Source organism: Micromonospora parva, from assembly GCF_040649675.1.
Taxonomy (GTDB): domain Bacteria; phylum Actinomycetota; class Actinomycetes; order Mycobacteriales; family Micromonosporaceae; genus Micromonospora; species Micromonospora parva.
Map to the genome: position 1 here is coordinate 263,922 of NZ_JBEZFX010000001.1, position 22,779 is coordinate 286,700.

The window sequence follows — 22,779 nt, forward strand, 5'->3', positions numbered from 1 at the left end:
CTGCCTGACCGAGCCGTCAGTGCCAAGGCCGTGAGGGTGAACGCGGGTGGGTTGGCGCCGTCGAGGTGGGCCATACACGCCGTCCGCGTCGGCGCGTCGTAGGCGGTCCGCTTTCGGGGTGTCGCACTCGGCAGCGGATCGAGGCATCGACACCCTCGGCCCGCAGCTAGCCCTGGCGCCGGTGCGCAAACGCGGTCGCACAGATCGCGATTGTTGACAGGACGCTGGTCCAGACCCGCGATCACCGACTGGCCACCCGCAGCAAGAACTACCGCTACTCCACGCACCTGCAGGTCGCCATCGACGCCAGCACCCGCCTGGTCATCGCCGTCAGCAGCCCGCAGCCCGGCTACCGCAACGACACCATCGTCCACCGCACCTCGGGCACCGCCGAAAAGTTGGACGGGCGGCCAAAAATGGCCGACGGCGGGCTACCGCGGCAGCCACGGGTCCAGGATGCCCTGGCCGGCCGCGCCGTGACCTAAGTTACCGTGGAGCCGCAGGTAGGGGCGGGTGCCCTCGAGGGATGTTCGACACCTTTGGATGCGGTTCAAGGACGTTCAGTGCACCCTGCTTCCTCCAGCCTGCGCTCCCCCGGTCTTGCTCGCTGCTTGTGTGTGCTCGCGTTGTGTGCGCTCGCGGTCGAACGGACAGTTTCGGCATCTACTCATCGGCATGAGCCGAGGTAATCCGGCTGGATAACCGAAAGCGCCATGCCGGCATCTTCGGGCACTCCTGGGAGGTCACCGCGCACCGAACCAACCGCATCACCGCAGGTCAAAGCCTTCGTCTCTGTCCGGGTCGGTGAGCACTTCGGCGCGGTAACCGCTTTGCCAACCTGCACCCAATCTGTGCCCAGTTGCAAGCCGCGCCAACCAGCAGTTCCTTACCCGCACACGACGTCGGCCTCATACGATCCGCTCTCCAGCCAGCCTTCTGATTCGACCCGTCCGCGGTCCACCCGCCCGCGTAAACGCTGCAGGACCGGTACCGTAGCGAGGTGATTCCAGCCTGCCCCGAGTGCCACACGACGGGCATCCCACTACTCTTCGGCCTCCCGGTCCCAGAAGCGCACATTGCTGCTGCCGACGGCGACCTTGCGCTCGGCGGGTGTCTCGTCCCCGAGGAACCTCCGCCGAACTGGCAGTGCACACACCGACACCGATGGCTCGACGCCGATGAAGAAACGTGGCAAGGCCAGCTCCGGGCCGTGCTACTCAAACACGGCTACATTGAGCCAGACGGCGACGCCTGAGCTGGCGGCCAGGACGACGGGGCCGCGGCCAACTCCGCCGCAGCGCTTCTAGATCGCCCTGCACGTCGTCGACCCAGGCACTGGGCAACAGCGCCACGGCGCCGTTGTTTCCCGAATCAGCGCGAGCGGCAAGTGAAGGTCGGCGTGAGCGTCATAACTCCGAGGCTCCGAGGACGAGCGACGGTGGCAGTGATGGTCGCCTACCCCCAGCGGCGGCGCCGATAGACCGGGACTTCACGCACCGGTATCTCGGACCAGTGCAGCGGCCGGTCGACGACGGGTCGGGCGAGGTAAGGGGTGATCCGGTCGCGTTCGTGTTCTTCGGCGAATCGTTCAGCTTGCATGGTGTCACCGGCGACGTCGAGAGCTTTGATGAGTTGCACGACGAGGAGGTCGAGGCGGTGGTTCTCGGCTTCAGCGGCCGTGAGGCGTTCGTGGGCTACGACGGCGGGGTGGCCGCACCATTGCCGCAGGAGTTCGTGCTCGGGCCGAACATGCCTGCGATACCACCGGTACTCCCATTCCGGACTGGACTTCTCGCCCTTGTGGATGGGATGCGGGCCGCCGTGTTTGCACTTGTGCCGGGCTGCCGCCTCATCCTCGATCACGTGCTCCAGGATGGTGTGCGAGTGGGCTCGGCAGGCGGCCTCCGCGATGATGACAGCGCCGGCCGGCGAGACGACCGTGGCGTCATCGGTGGTGAACCACTGAACCGTCGCGAGGATCTCCTCTACGGGCACCTGAAGGATGTCGGTCAGCTTCGCGCGATCCTTGATGATCGTTGCGTTTTCGACCGGACGCCAGTCCAGCTCTGCCACATCCTCAGGGATGAGGGCGGAGTAGACGGTGAGAACCGCGCTCCGCTCGACGGAGTCGAGCTCGAAGTCGTCGATGCGCTGCCAGTCCGCTTGCCGGGCGTCGTAGGCTTCGACGTCGGCCCACCGGGCTTTCAGCCGGGCTGACGACACGGTTTGCAGACGGTGGCCGGCGCCGTCGTCATCGAGGAACTCCACCTCGATGCTCGCACTGGCCTTCTTCGGCGTGACAGCCTTGATGCGCACGCGTTCCGACGGCGCCGTGTCCCGAGACCGGTAGGCCCAATCGTCGCCGACGACGTACTGCGATGCATCGAACGCCACCTGAACCGCCCTTCGGATGCTGCCCCTGCCATCTCACAGTGTGACCCGCTCGCGCAGCGCTCTGACATCGACTGATGGCCAACGCTCACCAGATCGTGAGGGTCTCTGCCGAGGGCGAAGCTCGTCGGCATAACCGACCGCTGGATGACATCGCGGTGAGTGGTTGGTGCTCGACGCCGGCTGCGGCGATGAACGGGTCGGGCTGTTCGTGGCCGCGCTCGCCGGTCGGCTTGAGATTCAGCCTCCTGGCGGGCGCGATGAGGTCGTGAACGCGCTGCTGGCTGAGGACTTCCTCATCGCTGCCGGGGGCCTACGGGTTCGCGGCGGCACTATCGGGACGGTGGTGACGCCGGGCTGCTGTGCCGGGCTGGAGGACTGGCGCGACTGGGCCTAGGTGTTGACCGGCGACTCGCCGTGGCTGGGACACGACCCGAGGCGACCGGGGCATCAGCCACAATCGCCGCGTCCGCATCGGCGGGATACTCCGGCAGGAGGTCGTCCCAGACGAACAGCCAGGATCCGTAGAGCTGCGCGCCTGGCCCCTCCGGCCGGGCGAAGAACCAAACGTGCAGGTGAGCGGTGCCATCGCCATGCGGTAGACGTGGCGCGGATGCCCTGCTCCCGGCTGTCCGGCTTCGAGCCCTTCTCGTGCCTGTCTTACGCAGTTTCGGTTTGTGCGCGTGGTCCCGGATGGTCGTCGACGGCACCGCCGACGTCCCCGCCGACGGGGTCCGGTTGGGTCGGTATGGGAAGGCCGGTTTCGTCGTGAAAGCCATTCGGTTCGTGCCGGCGGGCCGCAGGCGGCGGCATTGGCGGTGCGGCGAGGACGAGCGCGACGAGCAGCAGCGTGGCGAATACCAGCTCGACGAGGACCGCTGGCACCACGATCTGGGGCCCGGGTTCTTGCCACCAGTGATCGCCTACGCTCGCGATGACGCCGGCCAGTACCGGGGTCAGCAGGCCGTAGGCGAGCATGCCGTACACCACGAACGTCAGCGACCGGACGCGCGAGGTCCGCGTCTTGCCCTCTTCCGCGTGCTGGCGCCGCGCGCGTCGCCGCCACCGGGCGAGGACCAGGACAGCGAGGCCCAACAGGACCGCGACCGGCACGGCCCATACGACCCACAGCCAGAGCATTCGAGGCGCGTCATTCGAGACAAGTCGCAGGTACCGGTCTGCCGTCATCGCTAGCAGCAGGCAGATCCCGACTGTCACGCCGTAGATCATCCCGGCCGCGATGCGCGGCAGATTGACGATCGCCGGGTCCGGCTGGGCAAGTTCGGACCGCTGGTCTGTGGTCGTCTGGCCTGTGCTGGCGTCTGCCGGCGGCGGTTGCTTGGCGTGGGTGTCGAGATGGGCTGCCAGCAGCCAGCAGATGCTGGATACGACGCCGGCGGCACCGACGCCGAGCATGCCGCTGGCGAACATTCCGTCGGTCCAGACCCGGGCGCATTCGCCGTCGTTTCCGCTGCCAGTGACATGGCTGAAGAGGTAGCTGTCGAAGCCGAGCACGATGAAGGTCGGGCTCAGCACCGCCAGCGCCTGGGTGTATCGGCCACCCTGCATGGCGAACAGCATCACAATGCCAGTGAACACGAAACCGGCGAGGACGCCAGCGAACTGGGAGTTGGTGGAGGCCGAGGTGATGATGCTCCACCCATGGCTTGCGCACGCTTGGGCCGGATCCATACGGACAGGATCGGGAACAACCGCGATGGGGAGTAGGTGCCTGACCGCTACCTGACACCCCAACCGGCCGCAGGCATACGGTGGTGGGGCGTACACCACCGTCGGAATGGCCACCGGTGTGGTGATCGCCGATGCGGTCGGGGCGACATTCACCGGGGTTTCGCGGCGCTGGAGGTGTACCGCTGGACTGCGAGCGTTGTCGACTACTGGGCAGAACCGCGGAGCATTCCGCGGTGAAACACGTGCGCTCCACCCACTCTGAGCTGCGGGAATTGCCCCGGTTATGGGTCCGCACCGGAGCACCTTCGGATCGTCTCTACTCCATCAACATCCGCATGAAGGCCTCCGCGGGCTTGGCGACGAATCCTCAGCCCGCCTCGACGATTTCCAGCGCAGGTGCGAAGCGGCGAACCGCAGCCCCAATGTACGGAAGGTGCAGCCGCCGGAGGGTCGCCGGCCGGCTGTCGGCGACTACGGCCAGCGGCCGTGCGGTACTTTCCAGCGGCCACGCCTACTGCGAGACGAGGCCCGAGCACGGGAACAGTACGGTGTCCAATGTCGGACGTAGCGTGAGGAGGGGCGATGCAAGTCCTCTATGTCGTGGAGTTCGAGGTCCGGCCACCGGATGCCTCAACCGATCCGTACGCGACGACGTTGGCAAGCATCGTATCGTGGCTCGCCTTCGCAGCAGGCCAGACCGTCGACCAAAGTGTGATGGAATCCAGCGGTCGTCTCGATCTTCGGCCGAATCGGTCCAATGCTCCGCGCACAGCCATCTGGGATGTCACCGGTGCCGAGGACACGAAAGCACTCCGAGTTGAGGTCCGCGACGAGAGCCGGGAGTCGAGCCCTGTCTTCGTGACCCGCCTGACGCTTGGGCAGATGGACTCACGAACATCGGTCCGAGTATCGATGGCACGGGAGAGCTCGCCGACCTGGCTCTCGCCTACGCCACCAGCGGACCTCCGGCAACCAGGCGTCATCCGTTCGCTACTCGATAACGACCAGATCGTGCTCTCGATCGTCGGGCAGTTGCAGGACGGCCGCTACCTGCAGGTCCGCACAGACGCCGAGGTCGCCACTCTGGTTGAGGCTATTCACAAACCCTCGCGGCTGCCGATCTTGCTCGTCCACACCCGAACACTGCCTGCGCTTGCGGCAGCTCGAACGGCCGCAGCGAAGCTTGTCGGACTTGTTCGTGTCGTGACTCTCGACTATCGAGCTTCGCGTGCTCTGGATGCGGACCTGCCCGGGTACCCGCCACCACTCGCAGGGGCTCGTCTGATCTGGAGCGATCCATCCGCACCCACAGTCCCGTTTGATGAGTCACAGGTCAACTCCGAGGACTCGGATACGCTCAGGGCTCAGCTGATGCGTCTACTTGCGCCGGTTTCGGTTCTCGCACGCGGTTTAGACCGCGCCTATCGCGAGGCCCGTCGGGCAGAGATTGCTCACCAGGATCGTGATGCACGCGCCCGGACAGAATATGCGTTAGCCGAAGGCGACGCCAGCGCGCAAATCGAAGCGCTACGAGACGAACTAGCCGCCGCCCGCGAGGGCGCCGATGAATGGCGGCAACTTGCCGGAGAGGAGGAGCAGCGGGCCGATCGCTTCCAGTCTGAAGCTGGGAGGGTGCCGGCACTCGAAGCGAAGATCGATCAGCTCACGATTGCGCTCCGCGCAATTGCCATGCCGGGTAACGCCGAGGCGACCGAGGAGGACCCATGGGCTGTGCTTCCCAGGCTCGTTACGGGCGACGCCGCCAGTGCGGACAACCTCTTCCTTCATCTCGCGGATGCCGCAGCAGGGCGCATCGTTTTCACGGATCGAGCTGCTTCGTCCTGGAAAAAGAGCAGGTACCCTTTTCCTGAGGAGATGGCTGAGTGCCTGACCAAACTTGCTCGCGTGGCAGTCGCGCTCTACGACGGCAGCGATCGGAGCTATCCGCATCTCGACACCTGGATGAGGGACCAGTTTGATCTCAAGGTTGCCCTGCAGGACGATAAGATCGAGAAAAGCTCAAAGGTTCGATACTTCGACTATGAAGGCGCGACGTACGACCGAACTCCCCACGTCAAAGTGAGGGATTACGCTCCGCCGTCGCAGGTGGGACGGATCCACTTCGCGCTCGACCCCGGATATCGCAGGCTGATCGTCGACCATGTGGGGCTGAAGCTGTATTGACCGAGGCGGCAAGGGCACCCCGTCCGATGTCACGGCTCGAAGCAGACAGGAGTTCACCGACGCCCGCAGCGCTCTGGGCCTAGCCCTGTCTGCCACCTGGGCGAACCTGCCTTCATGGGGAGCCGTAATTCCGGCTAGGCTGGATAACCAATGAGGCCTGCGTTCCGTTGTCTCGCTGGGCGAAGTGCTCGAGCTTCTGAGGCATGGGACCAAGCTGCTGGACCAGCGCGTCGAGCTACCACGGACGTGATCTACGGCATCAATATGGGCCATGACGTTCAGAAGGGGTGCCAATGGCCGCCAGAGCCAGGGTCTCGGTGGCAATCGCCCTGATTACCTCCGGATAGGCACGAACGAGCGTCGCCAGGGGTGTTCGACTGTCTCCGGCCACAAACGCCTCCGCTGCCGCACTTCGAACATGGGCCGCCTCATGTGCCGAGTAGCTCAGTCCGCAGAACAGTCGCCAAGTGCCCTCGGGAACAAGGTCGTGTTGCGGTAGCTGGCTGACGACGTGTGATCCTCTTGTTTCCACTGAAGCCCGAGTGGTCGAGTCGACGCATTCGAAGGCCCATCGACGGTAAATGTCGTTAGGGATAAGAATTGCGACGTCCGCGGCGCGATGCAGCTCGCCCCAGCGGGCGGCGGTTTGCACGATGAGTAGCAAACCCTCAGATCGGAGCTCAGGAGAACTGATCGAGTTAGCTGCGGCGGCGGCTTGGTCAAGTTCACCCCGGCGCGTCAGCGCTCTGACTATCTCAAGGGACGCCTCCGCCCTTTTCCCCGGCACAGCAATCCGGGACGCAGCAGATCCAGCTCGCCGTACATCACCGGCGGCGGCCATGGCACTCACCACATGGACCTGCAGCTCTGCGCGACGGTCCGGACTGTCGATCGTGCTGACTGCGCGCTCAGCGACGAGAAAGTCGCGGACAGCGGAAGCCGCCCAGACCAGATCCGCGAGCGCCCAATCCCGGCGGGCGGGAACGGGGATCACGGCGATCAGACGCTCGGCGATTACCAGTAGTAGACAGGCGTCATCGGTCCTGCCCTCGGCCGCGAGGACACGGGCCAAACGGGCCACCAACTCACCATGAGTGTCAGGATCATCGGAGGCCTGGCCGGCGACCAGGGCGATGTTGCCAAGTATCCCGAGTAAAGAATGATCATTTCTGACGGCTTCGACTATCAAGTCGAGTATAGGCTCGAAGGGCTTCGCCTGGTTTGCAAGCCGTTCTACTGCTTCTATGAGGGCCGCCGTGATCGCCGCATCGCCGGCCACGGACGCCAGGCCGGCCAACTCAGTCAAGACCTCTCGCTGCCAAGCCAGGTCAGGGATGGAACGCGCCGCCAACTCGGCTTCTTCAGCCGCGTCCTTAGCGGTGGCATTGTCGCCAGACTCTGCCAGCGCCCGTGCGACGGAAACCAAGGCGGCGGCCCGTTCGGCCGGACGAGGAATTTTGTCCGCCAATGCTCTGGCGTGATCAGGGGCCCCTACTTTCAGGAATTCCCCGACTAAAAGATTGATGATCGAGTGCGGTGCCTGCTGCTCGACCAGCCGAAAGAGCAGGTCAACGCTGCCGCCACCAGATGCGGCGCTGACCAACTCCCCAAGAAATTCCGACAATTGCAGCCAGCGATGACTTGTTACCAGCTCAATGGCGCACTGCAAAACCTCGGCGTTACTAAGGACCGACGAGTGGCGGATGGCAGCACACAGGAGTTTAAACTCGTTCTCTTTATCAAACTTTTGCGAGATCTCGGTGAGGCGCCTAAACCCACCTTGAACTTCGGCGAGAGCGGCGATTCTGCTCAGCGGCAGCTCGGTCGCTCGGAAGTATCGCTTCCCTCCACCGGCCGCACGATCCAACGATCCGCGTGAGTCATCATGGCACCCGGAATCCCACTGCGCCTCAGCTACGCGCAGCCATGCTTTCCCTTTCTCTTCGTCCTCTCGATAAGAGGATATGACAGTGGCAGCCTTTGACCAAAGTGATTCCTTAATCGCAGCCGTCAATTGCGCTTCAAGGGACGGGGAAGCGCTCGTTGCTCGTCTTTTGCGAGACCCGCTTTCCCAGCTGCCCCGCGGGAGGGCCTGAACATACGAGCCAAAGTCGGACGGTTGCTCAAGGCGGGCACGCTGGAGTCTGGAAATCCGGTTGAGAGCAGATCTCTTGTCTTCGTCTGTCGGTGCCGCCTTCGCCAAAGAATCGGCAAGGTCGATTAGTGCAGTTATGTCGATGCCTCGATTTTCGCACTCTGTGGCCACCCGCAGCACTACTTCTATCTGTTGCGCGAGGGAGTCGAGACGATGGAAAAGATACTCAAGGTGCATCCGGTCGCCGTTGACAACAAGTGCAGTGGCCAGTCCCACCGCCGAGGACGTCCGGTCCTGTGCGTCGGGCAACTCGGCTAGGAGCTCGAGTTCCTGGTCCAGCAGTGCTTGCACCGGAGCATCCTGCGCGACAATCGCTGCGATGGTCGCCTTGGTCCGCTCGGCGCCGTCGGGATTCCGGCGGAGCAGTCCGAAGACCCGCTCCCAATCGCGGCTGGAGATTGCCTGGGTGAGCAATATTCGGAGCGCAGCCTCACGTCGGCCCGGGTCGGTGATCGACTCTGCCAGCGTCACGGCTCGATCCATCAGCCCGAGTTGCGCCCAGAGTTCCGGGATATCCGGGCTGATGGTTAGGTTCCGGTGCACCAGAAAGTCGCGGTGCACCGCTAGCCGGCCGATCGAGACTAGGTCGGGCTCCGACTCGGTTAGCAGGGTCCGCTGTGCGACCTCGATGTCGGCGAGTGCCGCTGTGTCTGCGTGCAGTCGCGACAACATGCAGTCGTGGCGCGCATGGTCGGTGCCGTTGGCCACCATCCGGGGCAGGTCACGTGTTTCGCGGAGCAGGCCGAAGTAGCCACGCAGGAGGTAGTCGGGTGTTTCTACAGGCCATCCGCGCGCCCGGTAGCTGTCGGCCCACGTATGAATGCGATCGCGGTAGCGAGCCAGCTCGGTTGACCCGAGCCGCTCAACCGCCATCCTTCGCAGCGCGTCGTGGGCGAAAAGGAAGGCGTCCTCCCGTCGCTCTACGGTGCGTCCAAAGACGCCGTTGAGGAAGTCGTCGATTGTGTAGCGGGGAAGGTTTATCAACGCAGCCAGGTCATCGAGGGCGAGGCCGCCGCCGGAGGCGGTGAGCAGTCCAACCAGGTCACGGAGAACGCCGTCGGAGGCGAGATGCCGGCCGAGTTCTCGGGTCGCGTCTCGGGCTATGCCCTTGGCATGTGGGGACGGCTTCAGCTCGACCACCTGGCAATGGCGGAGCGGATGATCGGCGGGAACGTCGGTCGGGATGGGCGGGTGCGGACGCCCTGACACGATCACCTTAAGACCTGGACTGGGGCGCGGCGGCAGCAGCGATGCGATGCTAGGCACTTCGGAACCAGGTGAGGTGCCGGCATCTTCGTCGAGTCCGTCGACGACGAGGACCACGCGCTGCCCCAACGCGGCCGCCCTGCTCGCGGCGTCGGCCAGGAGTTGGCGGCGAAGCGCATCGCGCGCGCCTGGCCCGGTGCTCGGTGGCAGTTCCCGACTGAGGAGCTTGCCCAACTGATCCACAAGCGCTTCGGTGAAAGCGGTGCTATCGGACTGTCCGGCAAGCCGGCCCGTGACGAAGAACGACACCACCTGAACCCCGGCCGGAGGTGCCAGTACGAAGCTGGACATCAACGCCGTCTTGCCCGCCCAAGGAGACGCCTGCCACCACACGTACGCTTCGTCGCTGGCGCAGAAGCCGGTTAGCGTATCAATCTCGAACGCTCGGCCGATGAGGTTCTCTGGCGCGATGTCCCGAACCTGGGCATGGTAGGCGGAAATTGAGGTGACCGCGACGTTGCCGAGTGACTCATCCTGCTTCAGGCCCATTCCGCCGAGGACTTCCGCCCGCTCAGTTCCGATGATTCGGTCAAGCCAGGTGACCAGCGGGATCGCGGTCAGCCGGTTGAGGCCCTCGCGCCAATGGTGCTGCGTAACAACGGCGATCAGCCGGTCACCGACGAAAACCGGTCCACCGGACATTCCTTCCCAGGGTGAGCGCCCCTGCTCAGGATCAACTGCAGGCGGAGCCACGTTGATCTGCAGGGTCCCCTCCCGTCGATTGGCCAGCAGCGCGGCGGTCCCAGGTTCCGTCGCCGATTCCCGAAACCGCCCACCGCGCACCTTCCACCGGGGAAACCCGGCAACATGCACATCGAGCACGGCCGCAGCGGCATTGACCCGACCGAGAGGGGCAGGCTCAACCGGGTCCATGTTCGGGCAACTGAGCAGCGCGAGGTCCGACTCGGAGTCAACGTTGGTGATCTCGACGGTCGTCCGGGCTGCGGTCGGCAGGCCTGCGTCGAAGCGAACTTCTATCCGACTCGCCCCCTCGACCACATGACGGGCGGTCAGCACGGTGGATGAGGTCACCCGATACCCCGAGCCTCGGTGAATTCCGTCAGCGCGCTCTACCACGACTTCTACGAGACGACCCGGGCGCACTACCGCTACTCCTCGCTGTCCAACGCCGGACCGGATACCCAGGGCAGCTCGTCCCCCTCGCCCTCTAGCCGAGGGCTAAGCACGACTTTGACGTGGTGGCGGGTGGTGGTCGACTTCTCCCGGCCGGCATCTGCGTCCACGACGACAAGCCTCACCTTCGCGGTGCCCTTGGCGACCTTCACCACGGCAATCTCGAGTTGCAGCTCGACCGACTCAAGCCGGAAACGTAAATCCTTGCCCTCCCCCTCCCACATCGCTCGAGCAAGATCGCCGCGGACCTTCCGGATCACGTCGTATAGCTCTACCTCGTCGGACATGCAGCCCATCGTCGCAATCGCGAGCCGGCCGCGTAATCCCACTACCGACCGATATCGGCGGGCCGTGAGGCGGCGAAGGCACGCTCTGTCTGGTAGATACGACGCCTCGCTGACTCAGACCTGAAGGCCGTCTTCACCGGTGCTGACCGACGACGCGCGACAGTATGGTTCCGACCACTCGTGTTGTTGATGTCGATCGTGCCGCCACCCGTTGACCCACGAGGAGCAGTGCAGCGAGGGCGTTGGCGTGCTGGCCTTCCTTGTCGAGACGGGCGTACTCTCGGTCGTTCTCCTGCTGAGCCCGCCCCGCGCTCGCGCTCCTTCTCCTTGGCGAGCCCCGCTCGGTAGTCAGCCGTGAGGTCGAACTCTCGGACCCGCGGCCCTGGTAGTCCTCCCAGATGTGGATGTGCAGCGTCTTGCCCAGCTTGCACCCAACCCTGCGGCGTCTTCGGCCAAGCCGGCGGAGCATCAAGCGGTATCCCACAGACATCCCACGCCTCAGCAACTGAACCGCCGGCGCTCGCCCGGGCCGCTACGCATTAACATCGATGACGCGGGCAACACACTCCCACCGATACGACTCGCCCATGCCCCGACCGATCAGTGAAGTCAGATACCCGACTCGAACCGGATGCGCTGCACCTGACACTGACTTCCATCACACACTGTTCAGTGATCGGTTCAAATTACCAAAAGGGGGCAGCTGGGCTCGCTGCAGTCTGGGTGCGCTGTCTCGCAGAAATCCGTCGCTTGGCGTTGAGGTCCATTCACAGTCAGGCATCGCTTCTTCCTGGTCATTGGGCGGCCACTCTGCAATGAAGACCTCGGAACATGTCCCCAGTCCGGTCTCGCCGGCCTGGCCAGGCGGCGACGGCCGAGACAACCGTTGGACCGGTGAGCGAATCAGCGCCTTGGGCGCAGTCACCGATCTGACGACCACTGCGCGGATTATGGGACTGTCTCGTTCGGTCGCGTACAACTTGGCCAAATCGCGCCAGTTTCCCGTTCCGGTGCTGCGATTCGGCAGCCGGTACCGCGTGCCGGTTGCGGCCATCCTCCACGCCCTGCACCTACCGACCAGCAACAGCATCGAACCGCCGGCACCACCGCCGGAGCACGATCCAATCCCAGCGACCCCGGATCACCCGCGACCCGACCCACAGCCAGCAATCGCCGCACGGCCGATCGGAGGGGCACATCCGAACAGGACGAGAGGGTCGGTCTTCAAACGCTGTTGCTGCCGCGACGGCGAAGGCCGCAAACTCGGCAACCGTTGCCCCCAAATTCGGCGTGCGAACGGATCGTGGAATCCCAACCACGGCCGGTGGGCCTACCAACTCGAACTGCCCACCCACCCCGGCCAGGCGCGCCGGCAACTACGCCGCAGCACCTTCGACACCCGCGACGCCGCCACCGGCGACCGCGACCACGCCAAAGCCCTGCTAGCCCTCGCCAGCGACGACCCGGCCGTCGCCGCCGAGATCGCCGACATGCTCCTCGCCGTCACCGCCGGCGCGCCACTGCCGGACCGCGACACCATCGCCCGACGGGTCCGCGCCGGACTGCCCGCCACCGTCACGACCACCGTCGGCGAGTACCTGCACTCGTGGCTGGCGTCCCGCCGCAGCCTCAGCAGCGTCCAACCCAACACTTTGCTGGCCTACGAGTCGCATATCCGCGTTCACCTGGTCCCGCACCTCGGCGCCATCGCCCTGGTGAAACTACGGGTGGAGCACGTCGAGGCCATGTTCGCCGCCATCGCCGAGGGCAGCGCCGCCATCGAGATCGCCCGCCAGAGCGACGATCCCGCCATCCGCGCCAGCGTCCGCGGCCTGCGCACCACCAAACCGGCCAGCATGCACCGCATCCGCGCCACCCTGCGCAAGGCGCTCAACGATGCCATCCGCCGCGGCAACAACCGGCTCATCGACTTCAACCCCGCCGCCCACATCGAGCTGCCCTCCGGGGTACGCCCCAAAGCCCGGGTATGGACCGCCAAAGCCGTACAACGGTGGCGCGACACCGGCGAACGGCCCAGCCCGGTCATGGTCTGGACCCCGCAACAGGCCGGCGCGTTCCTCGACCACGCCGAAGAGCACGACATCGCCCTCTACCCACTGTTCGCGCTCATCCTGCACCGCGGGCTACGCCGCGGCGAGGCCGTCGGACTCACCGACACCGCCGTCGACATCGACAACTCCCTGATCAGCGTCACCCAACAGATGGCCACCCACGGCTACACACCCGTGATCAAGAAGGTCAAGTCCGAGTCCGGCAACCGGATCATGGCCATGGCCAGCATCACCCGCGTCGTCCTGCGCGCCCACCACGCCCGCCGCGCTCAGTGGAAACTCGCCGCCGGCCAGACCTGGCCCGACACCGGACTGTTCTTCGTCCAACCCGACGGGCAGCCCTGGCACCCCTACGCCGTCGCGGACCGCTTCGAGGTCCTCGTCCGTGACGCCGACCTACCCCCGATCCGACTGCACGACCTGCGGCACTGCGCCGCCACCTACCTCAAAGCCGCCGGTGCCGACCTCAAAGACATCCAAGAACTCCTCGGCCACTCATCCGCCGCCATGACCGACGTCTACACCTCAGTCATCGCCGAACTCGACGTCGAACGCGCCAAAGCAGAGGCAGCCGCCGAGCTACTGCCCCGCCACCGAGAGCATCCATCGGTGCCGGCCTCGTCTATCGAGCCTCCTCCCGGTGTCCGGACCGATGTGGCGCGTGATGCGCATCGGTAGATAGACGGCTACCGCTAACGCGCGGCGATGCCCGGCCGCGCAACAGACACCCGCCATCTGCTCGAGCACCTCTAGGAGCGTCGGCCGCTCATTGCGGCGGTCGAGCCGCTCTGACCAGCCGGGTCAGGTGCCGCCATCACTTCGGCGGCCGAGATACGGCGTGAGGCACGGGCAGTGCTGGACAACGCCAAGGTCTGCGAGCTGGTCTGGCGGGCAGTTGCCAACCAGGTGAGCGACCACCGGCTCGACCCGGCGGCGGTGCTGCTGGTGCGGCGCCGAGCGTCCGGTGGCCCCGCGTGGGCCGTGCTCCGGCTACGGCTCCGCCGTGTCACACCCTGCTTTGCGCCTAAGTCGTAGACTCCCCTGCCGACGGTGATTTTCTCACGGCGGAGAGGTGTGTCGGGTGGCCAGTCGAGGTGTCGCCTCTTACAACGAGCCCGAACGCAAACCGCCGCGTCTTGCCACGATGCCGACTCCCTTTGTCCAGGGCTTCCGATCTCGACTAAAGGGGGCCATGGCGTCCATCGATGGTGCCAGCGGACAGAATTTAGGCAAGTGCATCGGCGTATACGGCTTTTACGACTACGACGGTGAGCCGATTTATGTGGGACAGACGTGGGCAAAGTTTAGCGAACGTATCGGCAGGCATCTGACAGGACAGCGTACCGACACGTTGGCGTATCGCATCCTCGATCCCTTCGAGGTCGCGGAGGTGGAGCTGTGGCCGACCGAGTTCTTACGCAACGATCCAGATAAGAAAAAGAAGCTTAACGCGATCGAATACTCGGCGTATCGATCTGCCATCAGCGAGTCGAAGTATCGCGCCATCCTGAACGAGAAGATCCCGCTTGTTGCCGAGCCTGTAGTCCTGCCACGCGCGTATCGCTTCAACTTGATCCCGGAAGACTTACGGGAAGATCGCGAGCACCCGGACGTTCGGATTGCCCGCCGCGCCGAGACCCTGGCCAGAGTCTCTGCTGTTGCGCACGAGCGTGGAGAGGTCTCCCCTGGCCTACGGCGCGTCATTGTGATCCAAGCGGTCCGGCTTGCTGACTTAGCGGCGGCGAGATTGGCGTACGCGGAGGGCCGAAGGAGGCCATCTCCGAAAGCTATCGACGTGCACGAGCTCGTCGGAAACGTGCTCCGAGAGTCGAAAGCCGAGGCTTCTTCGGACGCATAATTGACGCTACATTCGGTATAGAGTCCACAGGTTGTTGACTCCCGAGGCGGCGGGCTTGCCGAGGGTCGGGTTGGCCGCGGGTCGCGCGGTAGGCCGTGCCTGCGGTGGCCGGCCGGTGGATGTTGGCTTCGGAGGCGTCGGGTGGCTTTCGTAGTCGCGAGCAACCCGCCGGTGGGCAGTGGGCCGGGCAAGCGTGGCGTTCTACAGCGCCGGTGCGGATGGACGGCGAAGCCAGGCTGGTCGGTGGGCTCGGCGGGCGATGTCCGAGGTGGTGGCGGGCTGTGACGGGGCCCATGCGTGGCTCCTCCTGCCGGAGACTAGGCGCTGCACCTATCGTATGGTTGGATCGGTAACAGGCTGGCGTCGTTCTTCGTCAGTTCGCCATTGCGGTTATATTGTGCAGTGATGATCGGCGATGGAGGGTGCATGGAGACCACGGTTATCAATGCTGCAGAGTTTTTTGCCGGTATTGGACTCGTGCGCACTGCTCTAGAGCCCCTCGGAGTGAACGTCGTCTGGGCTAACGACATCAAGGAAGCTAAGCGCGACGCGTACCTAGCCAATTTTCCTGACGCGAAGGACCATTTCGCGCGCAGTGACATTCGCGATGTCAATGGCGAGGACCTAGATAGGCTGCCTGAGATAGAGCTGGCGACCAGCAGCTTTCCCTGTATCGACCTATCTCTTGCAGGGAATAGGCGAGGGCTCGTCGGAGATCAGTCCGGCATGTTTTGGCACTTCGCACGGGTCCTGGAACAAATGCAGGGTCGGCCGCGGCCTCGGGTGGTGCTCCTCGAAAATGTCCACGGCTTCGCGACAAGCCATGGTGGAAAAGATTTAACGGAGGCGCTCGAGCGGCTATCGGAGCTAGGGTATTCGCTCGACGTTCTAGCCATCGACGCGAAGCACTTCGTTCCACAGTCTCGGCCGCGTATGTTCATCGTAGGAATCATGCCTGCCGATTTGCCGAAGAACGCACACGTCGGAGTTCCCGAGATCAGTGACGTCCGACCTGCCTGGGTGACGGCGATTCACAAGAAGCACTACGAAGCTTTTAAGATGCACTATCTAGATTTACCCGCCCTTCCACAGGGGCCGTCGGACCTGAACGCGGTGATAGATCGGGAAGTGCCGGAGAGCGCCTGGTGGGATGACCGTCGAGTCAAAGCCTTCGTGGACTCTCTTAGTGATGGCCAGCGGATTCGGTTTGAGGCGCTGCGCAAAGCGGACCAACTTTGCTACCGAACTGCCTACCGGCGCACACGGCAAGGCGTGTCGATGTGGGAGCTGCGACGCGATGCCATCGCCGGCTGCCTACGTACGACCGGCGGTGGGTCGAGCAAGCAAGCGCTGGTCGAGCTCGGGCACGACCGCGAGCCGCGCATCCGATGGATGACGCCCCGTGAGTACGCCAATCTCATGGGGGCCACGGACTACAAGCTGCTTTCCGGGACGCCCAACCAGCAGCTGTTCGGCTTCGGAGACGCCGTCGTTGTCGACGTCGTGCGATGGATCGGTGAGCACTACCTGCTGCCGGTGCTGCGCCCAGACACCGAGTCAGAGGACGAGTAGGCTCTCCGGCGAGCCAGTTCGTCCGCCCGGGGGTTTGCCGTTGTCTACGCGCCATATCGACCTTGCTACGACGCTTCTGCCTCGTGAGGTGCACGCGATCCGTGACGCAATCACGGCCGCGCTCAGGCAGCCAGATCCGCAGCGGCCTAGCCAGACAATCGGGAAGGCGAAGGCGGGCATCTACGCGTTCTACGACTATGACGGCGAGCCCATCTATGTCGGTCAGACCGCCGAGGGCTTCGGCGTCAGGCTTGGGCGGCACTTGACCGGCCAGCGGTCCGACGCGGTGGCTAAGTATGTGCTCGACCCGTTCGAGGTGCACACCGTCTCGATGTGGTCATTGCCTCATATCGGCGATATGCCACCTAGGGAGCGGAAGGCAGCGCTGGACCCGTACGAGTACACCGTCTACCAAAGGCTGCTTGAAGGCAGCGCCTTCAACGCGATCCTCAACGAGGGCGACATTCCCGAGGCTGTGGCGCAGGAGCTGCCCGATCCCTTGACTTGCGTTATCATCCCGGACGGGATCCTTCCTGACCGTAGCCATCCCGACATCCGCATCGCCAGGCGCGCGCAGACCATTTCTCTACTTGCCAAAAACATCAGCGAGCGGAAGGTCTCCCGAGGGTTGAGGCGCGCGCTGCTGACGCAGACTGAGCGCCTTAATGCCCTCGCCCGTGCCCGGTATCAGGCCCTCGACGGTGTCGTCGAAGTCGAAGGCGCCGAAGGGGTCGTGGACGAGCCCGAAGGCCTCTTTCCGACACCTTGACAGGTACTCGCATGTTCACAGATAAGCTGCCGCCGGCTCCGCCGCCGTCCGCGGCGACGAAGTCGATGAAGGCGAACCGAAGCTCAGGCACCAAGCCGGAGCTGGCGCTCCGGCGGGAGCTGTTCCGGCTAGGCCTCCGCTACAGAGTGGGTGTGCAGATTCGTCTTGACAGTAGGAAGATTCGCCCTGACGTCGTCTTTCCAAGACGCAAGGTAGCGGTCTTCCTGGACGGATGTTTCTGGCATGGCTGTCCGCTGCATGGGCGCATGCCTGCCGATCCGACAGGTTACTGGCGTGCCAAGATCGGGAGGAACCGGGACAGGGACGCCGCCGACAAGAGAGAGCTGGAGGCGGCGGGCTGGCTCGCGGTCAGGATCTGGGAGCATGAGGTAGCTTCAGAAGCGGCCGCGCGGGTGAAGAATCTTGTCTTATGTCGCTAGAATTCTGCCAACGGGCGACTGTCACCCTGGTCACGGGCGCTTCGCCGCCAATGGCTGTGCCGGGTAAGTGGCGTTCGCAGTAGTCATCATCGACGGTGTGGACCGTTTTCCACGATTGGACACCAAGGCTACGAGACGTCCGAGACAGCAGCCACGGACGCACCGCGACAATTTCTCGTTTAGAACCTCTCCGAATCCCATCGCAATCCGTAGTACTCATTTCTCGTCGTCGAGTGTTGAAATGGTGAACACTATATCTAGGAATTCGTGCAGCATCCTTATCAACCTGCGACCGTCGATTAGTTGTATGTCGCAGTCAATAATAGCTTCCTGAGCCGCCTGCGAAAACTCGCTTGTGGCGACCACTATCCCAGACTCGGCTGCGTGTTCTAGCATTGCGTCCTTGAGGGCACGAATTGCTTTACCCCCAACTGGCTCCGAATAGTGTTCAACCTTCACTAAAATAGTTCCATTACCGGAAGTTGAATGGGGATGTGTCGCGCGGATGCTGGGACCCGGAGCCAGACCGTCTGCTATGGAGTCGACGTCCTGGTACCCCATGGCGATAAGGAGCGCAAGAACGAGCTGTTCAAACATGAACGGTGGCAGCGATAGCAGGTCCGAGTCGAAGAGGTCCCTGTCGGTAGCACGGAGCACGCTCACCGTCTCCGCAATCCGCGTCATCGTTTCCGACCTGCGAACTGAACGGACTGTCTCGTCACTGACGCTCCCTGGGAACTGATCGGCTGCCGCTTTGAGAAACCCAGAGAGAGTCAACAGCCGCAGTTGTGCGCCGGTACATTCAAACATTTCCTGGCGAAGCTCGGGGCGAGCCTCTACCGGCTCGCCGTTCTTATCGAGGATCCACCAGTCGCTCTTGACGTCATTTGTCACTAGCACTATTAGGCCGTGACGTGGCTCCTCTGAGGCTCGATCCAGGACCTGTCGCCAAAGGACGTAGTCGCCTGCAGCCCTATAGGGAGACTGCTTTTCGGCGTCCTTGTATCCTGGAGGTATCTCGTTTGGGAACCGGAATTCAATGGCTTCGCCTACGATTTTCATGAGGTGTCGCTGGGAGTATGGCCTACCCAGCTTCCCTCGCGTTATAACATCGAGCCTTTGAAGTACCGGATCTTCAATCGCAACGTCTCCGGGGCGGATGTCGTGTTCGTCTTGCAAGGCTTTCAGTTCAGCCAGAGCCGAATCCATAAGGCCGTCTAGCCTTTTTTGGATGGACTTCTCGTCCAGTCCATGCTCTTGTGGGTCCCAGTCTCTATCCGCCATATTATACTGTCTGAATTCGACTAGGCGAATAACTGATTTTCTAAGATTCGACACGGCGTCGGCGCTCGCCACCGAAAGCGTCGATCGCATTTCCTTAAACCGAGCCATCTTGCCGTTAACTACCTCCAGCCGGTGCCGGTGGAATTCGGCGGCAGCCTGATGCGGAACCCAGAGGCGCTCCTCCACCCGCGCCAGTGTCGAAAGGACCTGCTCTCTGGCGGCCCGCGTTACTCGGTAGAGATGAAGCAGGGTATTTGCATCCAAAACGACCAAGCCGTCTAAGAAGGAGGCCGCTGGGTCCGGCCCTACCCAGGCGCGGAAGGCCTGATGCAGTCCTAGGTTGTCGAGATCAGGGATGCCGACTGAGTCGCTCACGGGCACAAACTACGCGGTTCCCGAGCTATCCGTCGACCCCTCGTTGATGCATATCGACTTCGCTGCGATCCAGGAATGCCGGGAGGCCCCACTGGTGAACTTTCCTCAAGAAACAGGAGGGGCGCACCGAGTGGCTGTGACAGTTACGATGTCGGCTACTACTTTTGAACCTTCGGGCCGTCCCAGACCCTAGGCAACCTGGCGGATGACACCCTGGTGGAGTCCCAAACCTATGTCGGCGCTGCACCAGGAAGTCGGGGCCGACAACCCGCTCGATTACCAGTATCGGGACGCCTTGGGCCTGTCCAGCGGTCGTCGCCGAGCAGGCTCCCCCGCGGCTCCAGCGGCCAGACACTGAAGGGGCGCGGCACGGCAGACCCTCGTCGACACGTAGCCACATCGCCAATGGCATGAGATCCGCGGTTCTGACGTGCCTTTGCGGCGTTCATCGTAAGAGGCGTCGGCGGAGGGTCACGTAAGAAACAAACAGCGTTTCACTCACCTGGAAATGATGTAAGTCAGCGCGCCAGACCTGGCAGCGTGAAGTCGGCGATCGTATAGGAGGTGGGCCTCCATGCCGTGGGTCGTGGGGTGATCATCGCGGAGTCGGTCCAAATGAAATTGGTAGTATCAGGCGGTACGGCCAATGCGATGTCGCGCGCGTTGACCTCGAATATGCCCTCTATATGTCCTGGCTTTAAGACCGCCGAGACGAAAGCCTCGCTTGTGAAGACGACCTGGGTTAAAACCCACTCTTCGCCGAATATTTGGCTCTTGTCGTACTCATTGCGGCTGAGGTGGAAGCTACCGCGGGTGCTGAGGCTGCATCCCTTGACCTCCATGCGAAGCATGGGAGGGCCAGCGGACTCGATGTCGTAGCCGAATGTGTCGGAGATTGGAGACACGTGGGTGGCATGCCGACCGGCGGCTTGCAACGCCGCCAAGATCACCGCCTCGGCGGCATCGCCGATCCGCCTACGGATCTCGGTGCCAGGGGAGAGGCTCACCGAGCGGTACACGTCCACGAGCATGTCGTCGAGTTCGGGATCAAGCCATTCCAGGTCACGTAGAACGTTCGTAGGGATGTATTGGCGGGAAACTCCACGGGGCGACACCGCAATCGGCAGCCAGGAGGGTGCGTCGAAAGTCAGCAACACCCGGGCAACATGACGCAACGTCGGGGTGTCGGCAATGTGCGCGATTCCAGCAAGCGGCGGCGCTAGAGAGATCGTTTTGGATTGCTTGGCGAGCCCTACGTCCAGGAGGCGTTTCGCAGGCGTTGTCAAGTCTGTGGCGGCCGCGAAAAATCCACCTTGGGCCTTGGCGGCACCTACCCAGTCCGCGACGTCGCGCCGTGGTGCGATGTGAGCGGCATGGCAGAGGAGCAGAACTGCTTGGGCTGTACCGCGCCTAGGCAGCATCGAGCCGCGCCCTGATATGTGACACGATAGCCTCCAAATCGTCCGAGGCCGCCGGCTGTTCGGGCTTGTCATTATCCGGCTCGGGAAGAGCCACGCGCACCAGGCCTGGATCGTCCATTAAGGCGGACAGTGCAACAACCTTGTCACGCAGTCGAAGGTTAACGGCCTCGTCGATGCTTTCCTCGCTGAGCAGCAGTGTGAAGCGGGTGGTCACGTCGTCCTTGAGTCCAAGCCGGTGGATGCGGTCTTGGCTCTGCAGAAAGTGGCCAGCGTTGAAGGTCCGATCAAGATAGATGGCGTGATGGCACCAGTGGTGCAGGCTAATGCCTTCACCGCAGGCAGCTGGGTTGGCAAGGAGGACATGGCAGTCTCGGTCGTATCGGAAGCGATCCAGCTCGGCCTCGCGGGTCAGCGTCCCGATCGGCGCGCTGTCTCGGGTAGGAATTCCGCCGTGCACGATGGCTGGCTGGAAGCTCTTGAGGTGCGTGGCTAGCGACCGGATGTTACGGACGAAGGTGGACCAGACGATGACTTTCTCGCCGCGGTCGCGCGCTTGCTCAACCATCGCTTTGACCTGCTCATACTTCCAGGGCGTTTCATAGTCGCGGTACCGCGCCAGCAGCTCGGCGAGCGGCTCGCTGCCGTCTAGGGCGAGCGGCGGATGTATGAATCCAAGCTCGTCGGCGTCGTCCGAGCCGGCGACCAGGAGCATGGGGTTGGTCGCAGCTTCCAGAAGGTACATGGTGACCCGCCCGAGCCGGTCGAATTGACGGCGGGCCTGACGGTCCAACTCGAAGTCGCCGCGGTAGCGACCTAATAGCGCATTGTAGATGGCCTGTTGAATCGGGCTCATCATTTGCTTCACGACATCGAAGGTGGTGCCTGGCAGGCCGAGGCGCGATTTCGGTGTGCGGACAAAGTAACGTTGGATCGCAGCGCTGGTCTCACTCAACACATCGTCGTCGCGACCCGCGCGCTCGTTATACGCGCTGGCGGGCAGGATTTTTTGGTCCTGCCCTGGGTAGAGAAAGCGCATGAGGGCGATCAGGTCGAAGGCACCCTGGGGGGCTGGAGTGCCGGTCAAGATGTCACGGCGCCGAGCGGCGTAGGCGAGGTCCAGGACCGCGCGGCCGTGCACGCCCTGGGCCCCACGCTTCACCCGGTGGGCTTCGTCGAGAATGACGTGGGTGGGACGACGGCCGACGTACTCCCGGATGCGATCGTAGTCGGAGGCGACGCGGTTGTAGCTAGTCAGTAGCACTTCAACGTCGCTGTCGATCCAAGAAGCCCCGGCATGGGTAGCGATACGCGGCGGCCGCTCGAAGCATGCCGCGGAGTCCTCACGCCATGCTTCGAAGGCGGCAAGGGGCGCGATGACGAGAAGTTGCTCAACCTCCTTGCGGATTCGCGTGAGGGTGTAGTTGGCTAACGCAACCGTGGTCTTGCCCGCACCGGGGACGGAGAAATCCGCACCGTGCGGGAGCTGCTGAATCTGCGCGAGGTTCTCTAACTGGAAGCTGCGCAATTGGCGGCGGAAACCCGCAGCGGCTAGCTGAGCCGCTAGCACGTCGGGTGTCGCCGGTTGGGCCCCGGCTGCGACCTCTTCCCGGCGTTTCTGGTCACTGATGAGCGAGCGGATCTGCTCTTGCAGCGTTGGTCCGAGCCGAATTTCCTCAGAGAAGATGGTCCGGATCTCACGCAGCGCCGTCAGCTCAGCCAGAAATACATCGACGCGCACCTCGAGCCGATCGGCTGACCCACCGACGATTCCGCGGGACATCGAAGCCTGCAAGCGGGCCCAGGCTCCGGCGACGGCTGGGGCCTTGCGGCTAACGACGACAAGCGGGCGCCCCTGCTGATAGAGCTCAGCGTCAATCAC

General features: G+C 63.6%; 14 protein-coding genes and 1 pseudogene. 8 read left to right on the forward strand and 7 right to left on the reverse strand.

Annotated elements, in window-relative coordinates; all coding sequences use genetic code 11:
* Positions 1 to 112 precede the first annotated feature (112 nt).
* A pseudogene (locus AB0C03_RS01205) lies at positions 113 to 465 on the forward strand (transposase); the annotation flags it as partial.
* A gap of 990 nt (positions 466 to 1,455) precedes the next feature.
* Here the strand turns inward: AB0C03_RS01205 and AB0C03_RS01210 are convergent.
* On the reverse strand, positions 1,456 to 2,394 hold the full coding sequence (locus AB0C03_RS01210) for a hypothetical protein (protein WP_357633279.1): 939 nt from the start codon (positions 2,392 to 2,394) through the stop codon (positions 1,456 to 1,458).
* A 163-nt stretch (positions 2,395 to 2,557) separates the two neighbouring features.
* Between AB0C03_RS01210 and AB0C03_RS01215 the strand changes: the two genes are divergently transcribed.
* Positions 2,558 to 2,788 (forward strand): hypothetical protein, encoded by a 231-nt coding sequence (locus AB0C03_RS01215; RefSeq protein WP_357634526.1) that lies wholly within the window; start codon positions 2,558 to 2,560, stop codon positions 2,786 to 2,788.
* Positions 2,789 to 3,051: 263 nt separating this feature from the next.
* Here the strand turns inward: AB0C03_RS01215 and AB0C03_RS01220 are convergent, their stop codons facing one another.
* Positions 3,052 to 4,083 (reverse strand): hypothetical protein, encoded by a 1,032-nt coding sequence (locus AB0C03_RS01220; RefSeq protein ID WP_357633282.1) that lies wholly within the window; start codon positions 4,081 to 4,083, stop codon positions 3,052 to 3,054.
* 582 nt (positions 4,084 to 4,665) lie between these two features.
* Here AB0C03_RS01220 and AB0C03_RS01225 point away from each other — a divergent pair.
* Positions 4,666 to 6,267, forward strand: coding sequence for a hypothetical protein (locus AB0C03_RS01225; RefSeq protein ID WP_357633285.1), 1,602 nt, complete (start codon positions 4,666 to 4,668; stop codon positions 6,265 to 6,267).
* Between the two features lie 259 nt (positions 6,268 to 6,526).
* On the opposite strand, the gene AB0C03_RS01230 is transcribed toward AB0C03_RS01225, so the two are convergent.
* Together AB0C03_RS01230 and AB0C03_RS01235 are read right to left on the reverse strand one after the other, a co-directional pair.
* Positions 6,527 to 10,792, reverse strand: coding sequence for a trypsin-like peptidase domain-containing protein (locus tag AB0C03_RS01230; protein WP_357633288.1), 4,266 nt, complete (start codon positions 10,790 to 10,792; stop codon positions 6,527 to 6,529).
* Between the two features lie 5 nt (positions 10,793 to 10,797).
* A complete protein-coding gene (locus AB0C03_RS01235) occupies positions 10,798 to 11,109 on the reverse strand; it encodes a trypco2 family protein (protein WP_357633291.1) in 312 nt (103 codons plus the stop codon).
* A gap of 1,184 nt (positions 11,110 to 12,293) precedes the next feature.
* Between AB0C03_RS01235 and AB0C03_RS01240 the strand changes: the two genes are divergently transcribed.
* From AB0C03_RS01240 to AB0C03_RS01260, 5 genes are all read left to right on the forward strand, one after another.
* Positions 12,294 to 13,859: a tyrosine-type recombinase/integrase gene (locus tag AB0C03_RS01240; RefSeq protein ID WP_494409865.1), complete on the forward strand. Its 1,566-nt coding sequence runs from the start codon at positions 12,294 to 12,296 to the stop codon at positions 13,857 to 13,859.
* A gap of 403 nt (positions 13,860 to 14,262) precedes the next feature.
* A complete protein-coding gene (locus AB0C03_RS01245) occupies positions 14,263 to 15,039 on the forward strand; it encodes a GIY-YIG nuclease family protein (protein WP_357633296.1) in 777 nt (258 codons plus the stop codon).
* Positions 15,040 to 15,465: 426 nt separating this feature from the next.
* The gene (locus AB0C03_RS01250; protein WP_357633299.1) at positions 15,466 to 16,611 is read left to right on the forward strand and encodes a DNA cytosine methyltransferase; all 1,146 of its coding nucleotides are present in this window, start codon (positions 15,466 to 15,468) and stop codon (positions 16,609 to 16,611) included.
* 88 nt (positions 16,612 to 16,699) lie between these two features.
* Positions 16,700 to 17,380: a GIY-YIG nuclease family protein gene (locus AB0C03_RS01255; protein ID WP_357633301.1), complete on the forward strand. Its 681-nt coding sequence runs from the start codon at positions 16,700 to 16,702 to the stop codon at positions 17,378 to 17,380.
* Positions 17,381 to 17,391: 11 nt separating this feature from the next.
* Positions 17,392 to 17,820: a very short patch repair endonuclease gene (locus tag AB0C03_RS01260; protein WP_357633304.1), complete on the forward strand. Its 429-nt coding sequence runs from the start codon at positions 17,392 to 17,394 to the stop codon at positions 17,818 to 17,820.
* A 216-nt stretch (positions 17,821 to 18,036) separates the two neighbouring features.
* On the opposite strand, the gene AB0C03_RS01265 is transcribed toward AB0C03_RS01260, so the two are convergent.
* The 3 genes from AB0C03_RS01265 to AB0C03_RS01275 form a co-directional block, all read right to left on the reverse strand.
* Entirely contained in the window at positions 18,037 to 19,479 is a 1,443-nt protein-coding gene (locus AB0C03_RS01265) for a PIN-like domain-containing protein (RefSeq protein WP_357633307.1), read from the reverse strand.
* 518 nt (positions 19,480 to 19,997) lie between these two features.
* Positions 19,998 to 20,900 carry a protein NO VEIN domain-containing protein gene (locus AB0C03_RS01270; protein ID WP_357633310.1) on the reverse strand — a complete coding sequence of 301 codons (903 nt, stop codon included), beginning with the start codon at positions 20,898 to 20,900 and terminating at the stop codon, positions 19,998 to 20,000.
* Positions 20,890 to 22,779 (reverse strand): DEAD/DEAH box helicase, encoded by a 1,890-nt coding sequence (locus AB0C03_RS01275; RefSeq protein ID WP_357633313.1) that lies wholly within the window; start codon positions 22,777 to 22,779, stop codon positions 20,890 to 20,892. Before AB0C03_RS01275 ends, AB0C03_RS01270 begins: the two co-directional genes overlap by 11 nt.

Coding starts and splice junctions, on each gene's coding strand:
- AB0C03_RS01225 (WP_357633285.1), top strand. CDS start 4,666: ATGCAAGTCCTCTATGTCGTGGAGTTCGAGGTCCGGCCACCGGATGCC.
- AB0C03_RS01235 (WP_357633291.1), bottom strand. CDS start 11,109: ATGTCCGACGAGGTAGAGCTATACGACGTGATCCGGAAGGTCCGCGGC.
- AB0C03_RS01220 (WP_357633282.1), bottom strand. CDS start 4,083: ATGGATCCGGCCCAAGCGTGCGCAAGCCATGGGTGGAGCATCATCACC.
- AB0C03_RS01250 (WP_357633299.1), top strand. CDS start 15,466: ATGGAGACCACGGTTATCAATGCTGCAGAGTTTTTTGCCGGTATTGGA.
- AB0C03_RS01270 (WP_357633310.1), bottom strand. CDS start 20,900: ATGCTGCCTAGGCGCGGTACAGCCCAAGCAGTTCTGCTCCTCTGCCAT.
- AB0C03_RS01260 (WP_357633304.1), top strand. CDS start 17,392: ATGTTCACAGATAAGCTGCCGCCGGCTCCGCCGCCGTCCGCGGCGACG.